Consider the following 14,332-nt stretch of genomic DNA (forward strand, 5'->3'; position numbering starts at 1 on the left):
GCTTAATACACCTCCACTGTGCCGAACATCAAATGGTGACCGATGCCGCAATATTCATTACAGACTACTGTAAATTCGCCGCTGTTTTTCATGACGGCTTCAAAGCGGCTAATATGTCCGGGTTCCACCATCATATTGACATTTGTGCCTGCCACTTGGAATCCGTGGACGACATCTTTACTTGTAATTTGGAAAAGAACTGTGGAACCTTTAGGCACACGAATCGTCTTAGTAGCGGTTCCGTCATCTTCTTTACCAAAATCGTAGTTAAATGCCGACGCAACCATATTGACAACATACTTTCCGTCAGCAACTTCTGTCAGACCGAGATTCTCAGGCTGGAATGATTCGTTTGCTTCGACGTTCTGCGGATCGATTGTTTCAATGTGACTTTGCGGATGTGTTCCTTTCCAGAACGCTGCAAAGCCGATAATCAGTAAGAATAAAACCAATGAACCTAATCCGAACACTAGCCAAACTTTTTCGTATTTATGCAAATGCATAGTATTTCCTCCTTTAATGCTGTTCATTATCTAGATATGAATAATCCGTAAGCGCCGAACCACATGATAAGAATAACGATACCAACAATCATTACCATGATTAATGTACCTTTTAGATTCGCTTCTTCTTTTGGCTGGTTTTTAGAAGACACCTGTTTCTTGCTCAACACGGCCACCTCCTTCTCTGAATGTAATTCGTACTCTCATCATAATCCTGGAGGAGGAATAAAGAATTAGGGAAATCCCTATGAATGGACATTTATGAGGAATGTTCACAATATGTTCAACCACTTAACATGCTTTTGACATACACATTTATGCGCATTTGTGATTCATAACAGGCAGAACGTACTATCTGGAAAATCCATCAATTATGCAGTGAAAATAAATGTGTAGCAGTAATTAATAGAGGGTAGAATTTAATAGAAAAGTGCGGGCTGATTCTTGACCGTACGTCAGTTTGAAATTACAATATAATAAGGTAAAACCTAGGAAGACGGTGTATGAAATGGAAAACATTAAATGGATTACAGTGAAAAACCCTGAAGAGGGAGCAAAAGAAGTTTTCAACCTGATTTCCGAAGAACTTCAACATGATAGATTGCACGTGCTGGGACTGGCAACAGGAAGCACGATGATCCCGGTTTATGACGAATGGACAAACTCGCAGCTGGACTTTTCTAATGTTACAGCATTCAATTTAGACGAATATGTCGGATTAGGTGCAGACAATCCTAATAGCTATGCATACTTTATGAAACAGCATTTATTCAGCAAAAAACCGTTCAAAGCGACATATATTCCAAATGGCATGGCGGAAGACTTAGATGAAGAGTGCAAAGAGTACGAGCGGAAGCTGAACTCCAACCCGCTGGATATTCAGCTGCTTGGAGTAGGAGAGAATGGCCATATTGCATTCAACGAACCCGGAACGTCATTTGATTCTGTCACACATGTTGCAAAACTCACAGAATCCACGCTGGATGTTAACAGTCAGTACTTCGAAAATGATGATAAAATTCCGAACATCGCGTTAACGATGGGAATCTCATCCATTACCAATGCAAAGAAACTGATTATGGTTGCGTTCGGAGAGAAAAAGCGCGCAGCAATGGAAAAGTTAAAGTCTGGTGAAGTGACAGCAGACTGGCCAATCACTAAACTATTGCGTCACGATGACGTCGTAGTCATCACTGATTTACAGATTGACTGAAATATTGCAGTAACTAATAAAAGGGCTGTTGCAGAAGCGGTAACGACTTCTGCAGCAGCCCTTTTTGCGTTGTTTCATATGTTGACGTCATAAAATAACATAACCAGAATGTATTTGTTAAAAACAGCCATAATTATTTCAAAAGTAACAAAGTATACGCACATTGAAACAACCTTGTTACATTACTGTAATAAAAATGAGGATTTGAAAATGCTAATGTTAATACAACATAAACAGCCAGACTAGTAAACAGGCAAAAATACATACTATTATTGGAGGAACTTATGAATCTATTGCAAAAAGTACTATCAGTTATTGCGTTATCTGCTGTATTAATTGTCGCGCCTTTTACGGGACAAGCTGAAGCGGCAGGAAAAACTACTAATATTACCAAAACGGCAACAAGTCTTACAGGAATCAAATACCGTTACGGCGGAACAACTAGAGCAGGTTTTGATTGCTCAGGTTATGTCGGCTATGTATTTAAACAAAACGGATTAAAGGTAGCAAGAACGTCCAAAGCTATGTATGCATCAGGACGTGCTGTAAAGAAGTCAAATCTTCGCAACGGCGATCTGGTATTCTTTAATACAACCGGCCGCGGGGTGTCCCATGTAGGGATCTATGTAGGCAACGGCAAATTCGCGCATGCGTCCACATCTAAAGGTGTGCGTGTAGACAGAGTAAATGATGTATATTGGGGCAAGCGTTATATCGGTGCTAAGCGTGTGGCAGGTATTTAAATAGTGGACGGTCTTCCATTACGGGAGACCGTTTTTTTATGTAAAAAAACCGGATGCGAGAGAACTTATCTCGTATCCGGTGCATGTTAATTAGTTGCGTCTTGAGGAACGCGGATGGTCCAGCGGGAGAAATCCGGTTCTGCTTTGACAATCAGTTCCTTCGGATAAATGAATGTCCAAGGAGTGGTGCTGTTTGCTTTTACCGAAAGTGGCGGTTTCAGGTCAAATGTTCCCCGTGCCACCAGTTCTCCGGTCGCATCGATCAGTTCAAGCGGCAGCTTTTCAATATTGATCTGCTTGGAGTGGCCGTTGCGGACGAAGACCGATGCGGCAATATTGCCGTCATCTTGCTTCTGTATTTGGAAACCGGCGATATTTACTTCGCGGGGCTTCAATTTTGGAAGACCTTCAACGATGTCAGCCAGCGCTTCTTTTTGTTCAGCAGGAAGCTGCTCTTCCCAGGAAGGGGCAAGTTCCAATTGGTGCGGCATCATGGAGTGTACGTTGAATGCCAGCTTCCAGTTTTCAGCGGGAATTTCTTCAGCCAGCTGGTCTTTCTTTTCAAAAACGAATACCCACGGACGTGCACTGCGCGCAGGAATTTCACCCAATTCATTCAGGTCGAATTCCGCGGAAGCCGCTGTGTTGCCTTCTGCGTCCAATAATAGAAGTTCAATTGTTCCTACAGTGATGGCTTGGTCAAGTGAAGAACGGAAAAATGATTTTACTAGCCAGCTGTCATTTGCAGGTTCGAAATCGATGTCGATACCAGATAAAGAGATTTGATTTGGCTTTAATGGCTCCAGTTCATTTGCAAGAAAACGGAAAACATATTCCTGTTCCTGCGTCAGGTTCCATTGCTCATGAAGTGATAATTCAGTCTCGATATCTTCATCGCCTGAACCTGCCTGGCCGTTCTCTAAGATTTCTTCGGATTCTACTGTACTTTCCAATCCGGTTTTTTCAGTCTTTTTGAATAAGTTGAAGAGTTTCATTGGGAAACCTCCTGTTGTGTATTGAGTTGCTTCATGAATGCGATAATTTCGGACGCAATATCCCTGCGCAGACGCTGATAGTGCTTAGCAAATAACTGCAAGCCTTCGCGCTGGTAAATACGCATTGGATCTTCCTGTCCGTATGAACGCAATCCAATTCCTTCTTTTAAGCGGGTCATAACTTCCAAATGCTTGACCCACATCGTGTCGATATAGCTCAACATGACCTGCGGCAGCAGCTGACTTACTTGTTCATTATCAGTGAATGTGTCGATAAATGCAAACAACTCTGCGATGCTTTCATCATACTCTTTCATGATATCTGCTGTTCTATCTAATGAACGCGGCAATTCTACCGGCGTCAGCAGCAAGGCGTTCATCGTGCGCTCAATTCGTTCAAAATCCCAGTTGTCTGCGATTTCATTATCCGGACAGCTGTCCAGTACAACGAATTCGACGGTTTCTGACAGCATGGTCTTCAGTTTGCCGAAAATATCCTTGCCTTCCAGCACGCGGTCGCGCAATGAATAGATTACTTCACGCTGGTCATTGATGACATCATCAAGCTTCAGATTGTATTCACGCATAGAGAAATGTGCGCCTTCCACAATGCGCTGGGTGCGTTCCGTCAGCTCATGCACATCGGTATTCAAGACTCTGCCGGTTTCATCCGTTTTGACTTTCGTCAGGAACTTCTCCAGCTCTTCAGGGGAGAAACGGATATACATTTCATCTTCCAAAGAAAGATAGAATTGACTTTCTCCGTGATCACCCTGACGACCAGAGCGGCCGCGCAGCTGATTATCGACACGCCGGCTCTCATGCTTTTCCGTTCCCAGTACGAATAAACCGCCGTTTTCCTCGACGCCTTCACCGAGTACGATGTCGGTTCCGCGTCCCGCCATGTTGGTGGCGACAGTAATATTGCCTGCCTGTCCCGCATCGGCAATCAATGAAACTTCCTGCTCGACACTTTTCGCATTCAACAGGTGGAAGCTCAATCCTTCATCACGCAAGTATTTGGCGACGGCTTCGGATTGGAGAATGGAAGTAGTTCCGACAAGTACAGGCTGTCCTTTGGCGTGACGAGCCGCCACTTCTTTGGCAACTGCTCTGTATTTCTCATCCGTCGTTTTATATACGAAGTCCGGTGCATCGATTCGTGCACGCGGGCGGTTCGTAGGAATTTGAAGTACTTCCATATTATAAACTTCACGGAATTCCTTATCCTGTGTCATCGCCGTGCCTGTCATTCCGCAAAGTTTTGGATACATGCGGAAATAGTTTTGGATCGTAATTTGTGCCTGGGCTTTATTTTCATCCGTAATCTCGACGCCTTCTTTTGCCTCGATGGCCTGATGAAGACCATCTGATAAAGTCCGGCCTTCCATAATCCGGCCGGTGAACATATCGACCAGTTCTATTTTTCCGTCCCGCACGATATAATCCACATCACGCTTGAAGATGACGAATGCACGGACTGCCTGGATGACGTAATGATACAGCGTCTGGTGATCCAGATCATACAAGTTGCCGATGCCGAATGCTTTCTCGACTTTTTCGATTCCTTGTTCGGTGAGGGAAGTCGCTTTAGTTGCATCATCAAAGTCGAAGTCTTCGTTCACTTTAAAACGTTTGGCAAGACGGGCTGCGATATGGTGAAGATCTGCATCCGCCTGCATTTTACCCGCTACAATCAACGGTGTTTTTGCTTCATCGATCAGCACGCTGTCAACTTCATCAATAATGGCGAAATGGTAGGGACGCTGCACTTTCTGTGAAGGGTGCTGCACCATATTATCGCGCAAGTAGTCAAATCCGAATTCCGTTCCGACACCGTACGTAATATCTGCTTCGTATGCCGCCTGCTTCGCCGGACCTTGCATCATCGGCACGTTTAATCCGACAGTCAATCCTAAGAAGCGGTGAATTTGACCGATTTGTTCAAAGTCACGTTTCGCCAGATAGTCATTGACTGTGATGACGTGTACGCCTTTTCCTTCCAGTGCGCGGACATAAGAGGGGAGAGACGCTACCAGAGTTTTCCCTTCACCAGTCGGCATTTCGGCAATGTTTCCTTCGGTCAGCACGGCTCCGCCGATCAGCTGGACATCAAAATGACGCATCCCGAGAACCCGTTTAGACGCTTCGCGTACGACGGCGAATGCATCCGGCAAGATCTTCTCAATGGTTGCGCCTTCTTCTAATTGTTCTTTGAAATGATTCGTCATTCCTGACAAATCATCATCGGACATGGCAATATATTTGGGTTCGAGTGAATTGATCTGCTCCACAATTTTGCGGTATTTGCGCAGCTGGCGTTCACTCGTTCCAGTTTTACGTTTAAAGATTTTCAACATGAGTTAGACGCTCCTTTATAAATCTCCGTCTATAATGAGAGATTCCTATTCATTTTACCAAAAAGCCCGGCAAAAGACTATCTATATCTGGAAGGGAAGAAGAATAGACTTGCTCTGCCGCAACTTTGTGCAAAATGCTTAAAACCTCTTGATAACAGTGTTTTTTGATGTTTGTATGCAAGCAAGTAAGGGAATGATTAAGTAATGCGTACTAAATAATGAAATCTATCAGCAACCATGTTATACTATGAGGTGATATGTACTTAATGCTAATTGGGGAGGAAAGACATGTTATTCATTGCAATGTCTGTAGCTTTTATCGCTGCAATCATACTAACACCGCTTGTCATCAAACTCGCGTATCGGATCGGTGCGGTTGACCGTCCCAATTATCGGAAAGTTCACGCGAGAATCATGCCTCGAATCGGCGGACTCGCAATTTTTGGTGCGTTTATTATTGGATATGCTATTTTGTTGCCAAAAGACGAGCACGCAGTCGGTATCCTGGTCGGTGCGGTACTGATCGTCATGATTGGCTTCTTAGACGATATGTTAGAAATTACAGCGAAAGCAAAAGCTTCAGGCCAGCTCGTTGCTGCATTGGTCGTTGTCCTGTGGGGCGGACTGCAAATTGAGTTCATCAATTTACCGTTTCTCGGCCAACTGGACTTCGGATATTTCAGTATTCCAATCACAATTATCTGGATCATCGGAATCACAAACGCCATCAACTTGATTGATGGGCTGGATGGTCTGGCTGCGGGTGTTTCCACTATTGCTTTGATCGCCATTACCGTAATGGCTGCATTAATGGGAGATATCTTCGTTGCCGCAACAGCTTCTATATTGGCAGCAAGTTCGCTTGGATTCTTAGTGTTCAACTTCCATCCGGCGAAAATTTTTATGGGCGATACCGGTTCGCTTTTCCTCGGATTTATGATTTCCGTGCTGGCATTGCTCGGTTTTAAGAACGTAGCGGTTGTATCATTAGTTATCCCGATTATCATGCTGGGTGTACCGATTTCAGATACATTCTTTGCGATCGTCAGACGCGTCCGCATGAAACAGTCGATTACAGCGGCAGATAAGTCGCATTTGCATCACTGTTTGCTGCGCGTAGGGTTTTCGCATAGACAAGCCGTGCTGACTATTTACGGTATTGCGATCTTGTTTGGCGCAGCGGCCGTTTTGTTCTCACAGGCAACGGTTTGGGGCGCATTGCTTCTCATCTTCGTCATGCTGATTGTCATCGAATTGTTCGTTGAGCTAATCGGTTTGGCAGGCGCGAATTATCGTCCGCTGTTAAATTTAGTGCGCATGATTGGCAAGTAAGTTAGGAAAGTCCTCATCTGCTTTGGAGCGGATGGGGGCTTTTTTTGATGTGATGAAGTAATGAGAAAAGGGAAGGGGAAGGCACTGTCGCACTGCGTTCCAGGCGGACGCGTTCGGGAGGACCCGCGCCGAGCCAACCAGGTCGCCTGTTGGCTCCCTTTTGGTTGTCTCGCCTGTCGGGCTGATCCTCCCCGAGTCGCCGCCTTCCACTTCGTTGCACTTTTGTTGGTTTTTTGGAGGGAGAATGGGGTGTATGATTTGCAGAGATTACGGCGGCTGCCGCTCATTAATCCTGTTAAGCGCTCATAGTGGCTGTGTGGGCGCTCTATGCGTCCCCGCGACCGCTCATAGCTTCTTGTTTTGCGCTCTATTGGGCTTTGCAAGCGCTCATAGTGGACGGTTATCCGCTCATTGGGCTTTGTTTTCATTCACAGTCTTATGTTTGTGGGAGAGTTGTAGAGTGGCGTGTATGTTTACAAATTCCGGCGCAACCGCTCATTAATTCTGATAAGCGCTCATAGCAGCTTTGTGAGCGCTCTATGCGTCCCCGCGACCGCTCATAGCCTTTCGCTTTGCGCTCTATGGGGCTTTGCAAGCGCTCATAGTGGTCGGTTATCCGCTCATTGGGCTTTGTTTTCATTCCCAGTCTTATGTTTGTGGGAGAGTTGTAGAGTGGCGTGTATGTTTACAAATTCCGGCGCAACCGCTCATTAATTCCGATAAGCGCTCATAGCAGCTTTGTGAGCGCTCTATGCGTCCCCGCGACCGCTCATAGCTTCTTGTTTTGCGCTCTATTGGGCTTTGCAAGCGCTCATAGTGGACGGTTATCCGCTCATTGGGCTTTTTTTCATTCGCAATCTAATGTTTGTGGGAGAGTTGTAGAGTGACGGTCACGTGATCTGCAAATTCCGGCGCAACCGCAACCGCTCATTAATTCCGATAAACGCTCATAGCAGCTTTGTGAGCGCTCTATGCGTCCTCGTGACCGCTCATAGCCTTTCGTTTTGCGCTCTATGGGGCTGTGCAAGCGCTCATAGCGGACGGTTATCCGCTCATTGGGCTTTGTTTCATTCGCAATCTAATGTTTGTGGGAGAGTTGTAGAGTGGCGTGTATGATTTGCAAATTCCGGCGCAACCGCTCATTAATTCCTATAAGCGCTCATAGCAGCTGTGTGAGCGCTCTATGTGTGCCGGTGACCGCTCATAGCTTCTTGTTTTGCGCTCTATGGGGCTTTGCAAGCGCTCATAGTGGACGGTTATCCGCTCATTGGGCATAGAATAGCCCCAAGCCCCAAGCCTCAAGCCCCAAACCCCAAGCCCCAAGCCCCTAGCCACAACCCCAAACCTCCCCCGAAAACCAGTTCAACATCCCCGCGGCCTGCACAATAAATCCGCAATAAAAAAACGATGAAACCCGGTGAGGTTCCATCGCTGACTATTTTTATTGATAAGCCGTTTGGGATGAGGCGGAGGTTTGGTTTATGTCGAGTTCGGTTAAGGAAGAAGAGTCGGGAATCAGGCCGAGGTGGGATTTTAGAATTTGCTTTGTTTCGCCCAGGTTCTGTTCATCTAGTTTGTAGTAGTAGATGCCGGTGGACATATCGTCATAGCCTTTCAGTGTGAGTGTATCCACTTCAGGAAGTCCGGTCTTTATATATTGGATAAAGGACAGCATTTGTTTAGAAGTCATGTCTGTCTTCATATTCTCCCCGAGTGCGTTAATGACGTCTCCGTATTTGGTAATGGATGTAAGAGATGTGGCTTCTTTGATCATTGCCTGGAGAATCATTTGCTGGCGTTTGCCGCGCTCGATGTCATTGTCGAGTTTGCGTGTTCGTGCAAGGGCCAGTGTGTGGCGTCCGTCCAAACGCTGCAGTCCCGGCATCAGATGTATTGCGTTTTTGTCGTTTTCATCTTTCTCGATGCGTTCGTACGGCACTTCGACTTCGACGCCGCCCAGTGCATCTACGACATCAATGAAAGCGTTGAAGTTCATTTTGACGTAATAGTTAACTGGAATATCAAATAATTCTTCGACGGTATCAATGGATGCTTTTGTTCCGCCGTACGCATGGGCGTGGGTAATTTTGTCTTTGTAATGGACTTGTGGAATATAGACATAGGAATCACGCGGGATGCTGACGAGTTTGATGCTTTTGGCCTTTGGATTTAATGTGGCAAGCACCAGTGCATCGGATCTTCCGTGCTCTTCTCTTTCCAGGCGTGCTTCACTTTCGTCGACGCCGATCAGCAGGATAGAAACGTTATCTTTAGCGGGCTCTACATACATTTCAGGCGGCTCTGATTTTGCAATCGGTTCATAGGAGCGATCGAGCACATTTACCGCCTGATTATGCAATTTGAAGGCGTATGCCGAAATGGCTATTGCAGCGAGGAGGAATGTGAACAAGGCTATTTTAAAGAAGCGCTTCGTTTTCGACCCCTTTTTCCTCTTATATTCTTCTCTTTTCATTTTATACCTCCAGGGAGTACGGCAGGAAGAGCCGTCAATGGCGAATTTATTGAAAGATGTACCGGACTGTCAGAAGCAGTTCGGTACAATTTTTTCTGGTAAAAAAATGAATTTGCACCGTTAGAATGGCGGCATCATCTACTGCCATTATACCCGCTTTTTGATTGGACGTATAGTCAGATGTCGAATTCCAGAAATTCATGACCCGTTATGTCGATGACAGCCTGGCCGTTTGTCAGCTCTGTCATCCAATCGACAAATAACTTCTCGTCTTCTTTCGGAACATATAAAAACAATTCAACGTCCTCTTCATAGACAATCTCTTTTAACGGGAAGGCTGATTGGCGTACTTCGTTTTCGACTTTGCCGAGCCATGTATAGTCAATAGATGTTTTGACTACTGCGTGCAGCTTTCTTTCGACTGCTCCCGTGGCCGCAATGCCTTCAGAAGCTGCTCTTCCATAAGCGCGGATCAATCCTCCGCCGCCAAGTTTGATGCCGCCGAAATAGCGTGTCACGACAATTACGGTATCTTTCAGCTGCTGTTTTTTGAGAACTTCCAGAATGGGAACGCCGGCTGTGCCTGAAGGTTCTCCGTCATCATTTGCTTTTTGTATATGGTCATGTTCACCTATTATATAGGCAGAGCAATTATGAGTAGCAGTATGGTGGTTCTTTTTAATTTCTGCAATGAAGTCCATGGCCTCTTGTTCTGTCTCGACGCGCTTGACAAATGACAGAAAGCGGGACTTTTGAATAATGAATTCACTTTCACCGTATAATTTCACGGTTTTATAATTAGCTCGCATTTGTCGTTCCCCCTACATTTGTAATATACTTATAATACTTTTACATCATGAAAATGATATACTGTATATGAAGTGTATAAGTAATTAGGCTAAACTGCAATGCTGCTCACTTTGCTGATTTTCTTATAGACAGGTGCGGGAGGTAGTTATTTGAACGAGAAAGCGATTGACATTCAACAAATGGAAAAGATTTTCGGCAACATGGTAAATGTGATGGATCGTTCGAAAAGCGATATCTTCTTAATTAGTGAACAAAGCCGCCGAAGTTATGAAGAAATGCAAAAAGAGCTGGCAGAAGTGAAAGAAAGTATTTCGCATGTAATAACAGAAGGTGATTCCTTAGAAGATATGTCCCGTCATTCGCGAAAGCGTCTGGCCGCAGTATCTAAGGATTTTGTTACGTATAGTGAAGAAGAAGTAAAACAAGCTTACAGTGCGGCAAATGACTTGCTTGTACGTGTCTCCATCAATAAAATGGAAGAGAAGCAGCTTCGCGAAAGGCGGGATGAGCTGGAACGCCGGCTTATGGCGCTGCTTTCTACAATTGAAAGAGCAGATCAGCTCGTTAACCAAGTAACGACTGTGATTAATTATTTAACGTCTGATTTAAAAGATGTGAGCACGGCACTTGAAACCGCCCGACACAAACAAGATTTTGCGGTCCAGATCATTCAGGCGCAGGAAGAAGAACGGAAACGGCTGTCACGCGATATTCATGACGGACCAGCCCAGATGCTGGCGAATGTTCTGATGCGTTCCGGCCTGATTGAGAAAACGTTTGTCCAGCATGGTCCGGATGAAGCTATGAGGGAACTGGCCTATCTGAAAGAAATGGTCAGAGGAGCATTGTCTGAAGTGCGGCGAATCATTTATGATCTGCGTCCTATGGCATTGGATGACTTGGGGCTTGTTCCGACGTTACGCAAATATTTATCGACTATTAGTGAATATGAGGCGCCGCTGATCATCCACTTCCAAAGCAACGGAGCAGAAAAAAGATTTGCTTCTAATTTTGAAGTAGGGGTTTTCCGGCTCATACAGGAATCAGTGAATAACAGCATCAAGCATGCGAAAACTGATGAAATTTGGGTCAAAATCGAATGGTTGCGCGAAACCGTCAATATTTTAATAAAAGATCAAGGTCTTGGCTTTGACACAAAAGAAGTAAAAGAAAAATCATTTGGTTTAATTGGAATGCAAGAACGAGTGGAATTATTGAAAGGGAAAATGAAGGTATCCTCTAAAATTGGGGAAGGCACTTCTGTTCTTTTTCAGATTCCATTAGATGATGAAATGTAAGTAAGGTAATTACTGGGAGGAATAGCATATGGAGTCGACAAAAATTTTGATAGTAGATGATCACCAATTGTTCCGCGAAGGAGTTAAACGAATTTTGGATTTTGAAGAATCGTTTAACGTAGTAGCTGAAGGAGACGACGGATCAGAGGTGCTTGAGTTATACAGAGAGTACCAGCCGGACGTTGTACTGATGGATATTAACATGCCGCGTATGAACGGTGTGGACGCAACAGAGGAACTCGTAAAAGAATTCCCGGATGCACGCGTTATTATGCTTTCTATTCACGATGATGAGTCCTATGTGACACACGCCCTAAAGACAGGTGCTCTCGGCTATATGCTAAAAGAAATGGATGCGGATGCAATTGTACAAGCCATTAAAGTAGTGGCGAATGGCGGCTCTTATTTGCACCCGAAAATCACGCATAATTTAGTCTCTGAATTCCGCCGTTTGAGCGAGAGAGAACATAAAGGTTCTTTCCAGCAGAACGATATTCGCCGCCCGCTTCATTTGCTGACAAAGCGTGAATGTGAAGTTCTGCAATTGCTGACAGACGGTCAAAGCAACAGAACAATTGGTGAAACGCTATTCATCTCAGAAAAGACCGTGAAAAATCACGTTTCCAGCATACTGCAAAAAATGAATGTAAATGACCGTACGCAAGCAGTTGTCACAGCTATCAAAAATGGCTGGGTAGAAGTAAAATAATGAAATAACATGAAAAAGATCTTTGTGCGCTGAAGGTCTTTTTCTCTACGCGGAGGGACTTATGAAGAAAAAATTAGCAGCGGCATCCATTGCACTGGCCCTTGTTTTGGGAGCATGCGGTAACTCGGATGACAAGAACACAAATGCTCCTGTAAACGAGGAACCGGCACCAGGCAGCGGTGCGATCGACCACGGAGTAGATGACAAGAAGGTCGGATTCAGTATGTCCGGCGACAAAGTAGAAGAAGCTGCGGATGTGCCTGAACAAGAAAAAGCCGATATTCTCGCCGCTTTTGATAACTATATCGAAACATTGAACAAACAGGATATCGATGGGTATCTCGCTACACTTTCTACGGAAGGCTATGATCTTGAAGAAGAGCGTCAGGCGACCGAGGAAATGCTTGCGAATACAGCGATGAAGCGTGAAACGGATAATGAAACGATCGTAAAATACACGGGGGAAAGCGCTCAAGTATTCTCGACGCTGAAAACCACGTTCACGGATAAAGAGTCGGGCGTGGAAAATACACCTGAAGGCCGCCAAGTAACTGTCTTTAATAAGGAAGACGGCGAGTGGAAAGTGTTCTCCATCCACTTTATCGGGGACGAGCCGGGCAACCAGTAATACCGCAGAAAATATAATAAAATTGCAGTTACGTTACTGCATAAGACTTCCGGCAAAACAGCCGGAAGTTTTTTTATGCAAAAAAAAGCCATACTGTATGTACTTGCTTTTTCAAACAGAAGTAATTATAATCAGTATAAGAACAAATGTTCTATAAGGGAGGACGATGAGTATGCCTTTGATTCCAGCGGAGGCATTGCCGTATCTAGAGAACTATATTTATTTGCCCATGCTGCTGACAATATTGGAGCGGGACCGGCAATTAGTAGATCAAGTTCCCTTCAAGCTGAAGAGTCCGTATATCAACTTGATCGACGAAACGATGAATACAGTGTCTGCGGATCTGCAGGCAACTGCTCTGTATCTGCGGCGGCACCAAATGAAAGTCATCCGCCGCTCGACAGATGACCTGTTTACGGAATATCTGTTTATCCACGAAGGCTATGAAGACTTGCGCCGCTACTTAAACGTCCGTCTGCGTAACCGGTCGGAAGAACTGCTGAATCAATACATCAGGAAATTGGAGAATCAGAACTTTTCGGCTCCATAATCATATAATAGGAGCTGCGCAATTCTTCCTGTGCATGTTCAAAACGCTGAGACAAAATATGCGACAGCGCCATTTGCCGGTAGACAGTCGCAAGTGACGTATCAAGCGGCATCTGTGTATCGTTCTTCAGCATAACAATTACTCCGTCTTCATGTTGAACCGCATCTTTTACTGCGTGATAAGCCACCCATGAATTTTTATGTAACGTAGGGGACAGTAAAGGGAAGAACAATAACGGCCGATCATTCGAATGAGTGAGCATAATGGGCGGTTTGGGACGGTTTTTCAAATCACTTTTTGAACTGTTGATAATCGATTCGAAATTAGAACGGTAATGTGCGCATGAATCTCTCATAATTTCTAATGGGGTTTTCTCAACAATAAACGTCCGGTCGCTTTCTACTACTTTCGTATAGTACGGATTGGAATGTTGTCCGTGAAGTAATGCAAAAGTATGAAAAGTCACGATGTAAGACGACAGGTAATGTGGATTGGACATGGCGTTCCCTCCCTGTTAATAGGACAATATACGTATTAATTATAATATAGAAAAAACGAAAATCAACAATAATTTTAGAAAACGGCAAATGTTCTGTCACCCGTGAGATATTATAAAAATGCCCGAGGTAAAGGCATTAAAAATCATTGATTACGGCAGATGCGGTAACTTGCGAACAGCCTTTATGAATTTCGGCCGGTAATGGTGTGAACACAAGAA

At 44.7% G+C, this 14,332-nt stretch carries 14 protein-coding genes; 7 read left to right on the plus strand and 7 right to left on the minus strand.

Annotation, left to right across the window (positions count from 1 at the left end; translation table 11 throughout):
* Positions 1-2 precede the first annotated feature (2 nt).
* Positions 3-503: a cytochrome c oxidase subunit II gene (locus SporoP33_RS12715; protein ID WP_081244060.1), complete on the minus strand. Its 501-nt coding sequence runs from the start codon at positions 501-503 to the stop codon at positions 3-5.
* Between the two features lie 26 nt (positions 504-529).
* Complete coding sequence (locus SporoP33_RS12720) at positions 530-670, minus strand: cytochrome c oxidase subunit 2A (RefSeq protein ID WP_231293250.1); 141 nt, start codon at positions 668-670, stop codon at positions 530-532.
* Between the two features lie 341 nt (positions 671-1,011).
* Here SporoP33_RS12720 and SporoP33_RS12725 point away from each other — a divergent pair, with 341 nt between their 5' ends.
* Both SporoP33_RS12725 and SporoP33_RS12730 read left to right on the plus strand, forming a co-directional pair.
* Positions 1,012-1,716: a glucosamine-6-phosphate deaminase gene (locus SporoP33_RS12725; protein ID WP_231293251.1), complete on the plus strand. Its 705-nt coding sequence runs from the start codon at positions 1,012-1,014 to the stop codon at positions 1,714-1,716.
* A gap of 284 nt (positions 1,717-2,000) precedes the next feature.
* Positions 2,001-2,459 (plus strand): C40 family peptidase, encoded by a 459-nt coding sequence (locus tag SporoP33_RS12730; protein ID WP_155961364.1) that lies wholly within the window; start codon positions 2,001-2,003, stop codon positions 2,457-2,459.
* A gap of 86 nt (positions 2,460-2,545) precedes the next feature.
* Here the strand turns inward: SporoP33_RS12730 and SporoP33_RS12735 are convergent, their stop codons facing one another.
* Positions 2,546-3,454 carry an accessory Sec system S-layer assembly protein gene (locus SporoP33_RS12735; RefSeq protein WP_081244061.1) on the minus strand — a complete coding sequence of 303 codons (909 nt, stop codon included), beginning with the start codon at positions 3,452-3,454 and terminating at the stop codon, positions 2,546-2,548.
* Positions 3,451-5,814 (minus strand): accessory Sec system translocase SecA2, encoded by a 2,364-nt coding sequence (gene secA2, locus SporoP33_RS12740; protein ID WP_081244062.1) that lies wholly within the window; start codon positions 5,812-5,814, stop codon positions 3,451-3,453. The genes SporoP33_RS12735 and secA2 overlap by 4 nt, the downstream gene beginning before the upstream one ends.
* Before the next feature lie 288 nt (positions 5,815-6,102).
* Between secA2 and SporoP33_RS12745 the strand changes: the two genes are divergently transcribed.
* On the plus strand, positions 6,103-7,146 hold the full coding sequence (locus SporoP33_RS12745) for a glycosyltransferase family 4 protein (RefSeq protein WP_081244063.1): 1,044 nt from the start codon (positions 6,103-6,105) through the stop codon (positions 7,144-7,146).
* A 1,441-nt stretch (positions 7,147-8,587) separates the two neighbouring features.
* Here the strand turns inward: SporoP33_RS12745 and SporoP33_RS12750 are convergent.
* The gene (locus SporoP33_RS12750) at positions 8,588-9,619 is read right to left on the minus strand and encodes an LCP family protein (RefSeq protein ID WP_081244064.1); all 1,032 of its coding nucleotides are present in this window, start codon (positions 9,617-9,619) and stop codon (positions 8,588-8,590) included.
* A 176-nt stretch (positions 9,620-9,795) separates the two neighbouring features.
* Complete coding sequence (locus tag SporoP33_RS12755) at positions 9,796-10,428, minus strand: YigZ family protein (protein ID WP_081244065.1); 633 nt, start codon at positions 10,426-10,428, stop codon at positions 9,796-9,798.
* A 150-nt stretch (positions 10,429-10,578) separates the two neighbouring features.
* On the opposite strand from SporoP33_RS12755, the gene SporoP33_RS12760 reads away from it, so the two are divergent.
* The 4 genes from SporoP33_RS12760 (at position 10,579) to SporoP33_RS12775 (ending at position 13,614) form a co-directional block, all read left to right on the plus strand.
* Positions 10,579-11,727, plus strand: coding sequence for a sensor histidine kinase (locus tag SporoP33_RS12760; protein ID WP_196796793.1), 1,149 nt, complete (start codon positions 10,579-10,581; stop codon positions 11,725-11,727).
* 28 nt (positions 11,728-11,755) lie between these two features.
* The gene (locus SporoP33_RS12765) at positions 11,756-12,436 is read left to right on the plus strand and encodes a response regulator (RefSeq protein WP_081244066.1); all 681 of its coding nucleotides are present in this window, start codon (positions 11,756-11,758) and stop codon (positions 12,434-12,436) included.
* A 61-nt stretch (positions 12,437-12,497) separates the two neighbouring features.
* The gene (locus SporoP33_RS12770) at positions 12,498-13,064 is read left to right on the plus strand and encodes a nuclear transport factor 2 family protein (RefSeq protein ID WP_081244067.1); all 567 of its coding nucleotides are present in this window, start codon (positions 12,498-12,500) and stop codon (positions 13,062-13,064) included.
* Between the two features lie 172 nt (positions 13,065-13,236).
* Positions 13,237-13,614: a YhjD family protein gene (locus SporoP33_RS12775; RefSeq protein WP_081244068.1), complete on the plus strand. Its 378-nt coding sequence runs from the start codon at positions 13,237-13,239 to the stop codon at positions 13,612-13,614.
* On the opposite strand, the gene SporoP33_RS12780 is transcribed toward SporoP33_RS12775, so the two are convergent.
* Complete coding sequence (locus tag SporoP33_RS12780; protein WP_081244069.1) at positions 13,577-14,113, minus strand: competence protein ComK; 537 nt, start codon at positions 14,111-14,113, stop codon at positions 13,577-13,579. The genes SporoP33_RS12775 and SporoP33_RS12780 overlap by 38 nt on opposite strands.
* Between the last annotated feature and the right edge of the window lie 219 nt (positions 14,114-14,332).

The organism is Sporosarcina sp. P33 (assembly GCF_002077155.1).
Lineage (GTDB): Bacteria > Bacillota > Bacilli > Bacillales_A > Planococcaceae > Sporosarcina.

Excerpts from the sequence above, each read along its gene's own strand:
- SporoP33_RS12730 (WP_155961364.1), top strand. The coding sequence starts at position 2,001 with ATGAATCTATTGCAAAAAGTACTATCAGTTATTGCGTTATCTGCTGTA.
- SporoP33_RS12745 (WP_081244063.1), top strand. The coding sequence starts at position 6,103 with ATGTTATTCATTGCAATGTCTGTAGCTTTTATCGCTGCAATCATACTA.
- SporoP33_RS12775 (WP_081244068.1), top strand. The coding sequence starts at position 13,237 with ATGCCTTTGATTCCAGCGGAGGCATTGCCGTATCTAGAGAACTATATT.
- SporoP33_RS12770 (WP_081244067.1), top strand. The coding sequence starts at position 12,498 with ATGAAGAAAAAATTAGCAGCGGCATCCATTGCACTGGCCCTTGTTTTG.
- SporoP33_RS12765 (WP_081244066.1), top strand. The coding sequence starts at position 11,756 with ATGGAGTCGACAAAAATTTTGATAGTAGATGATCACCAATTGTTCCGC.
- SporoP33_RS12735 (WP_081244061.1), bottom strand. The coding sequence starts at position 3,454 with ATGAAACTCTTCAACTTATTCAAAAAGACTGAAAAAACCGGATTGGAA.
- SporoP33_RS12725 (WP_231293251.1), top strand. The coding sequence starts at position 1,012 with ATGGAAAACATTAAATGGATTACAGTGAAAAACCCTGAAGAGGGAGCA.
- secA2 (WP_081244062.1), bottom strand. The coding sequence starts at position 5,814 with ATGTTGAAAATCTTTAAACGTAAAACTGGAACGAGTGAACGCCAGCTG.
- SporoP33_RS12755 (WP_081244065.1), bottom strand. The coding sequence starts at position 10,428 with ATGCGAGCTAATTATAAAACCGTGAAATTATACGGTGAAAGTGAATTC.
- SporoP33_RS12715 (WP_081244060.1), bottom strand. The coding sequence starts at position 503 with ATGCATTTGCATAAATACGAAAAAGTTTGGCTAGTGTTCGGATTAGGT.
- SporoP33_RS12780 (WP_081244069.1), bottom strand. The coding sequence starts at position 14,113 with ATGTCCAATCCACATTACCTGTCGTCTTACATCGTGACTTTTCATACT.
- SporoP33_RS12750 (WP_081244064.1), bottom strand. The coding sequence starts at position 9,619 with ATGAAAAGAGAAGAATATAAGAGGAAAAAGGGGTCGAAAACGAAGCGC.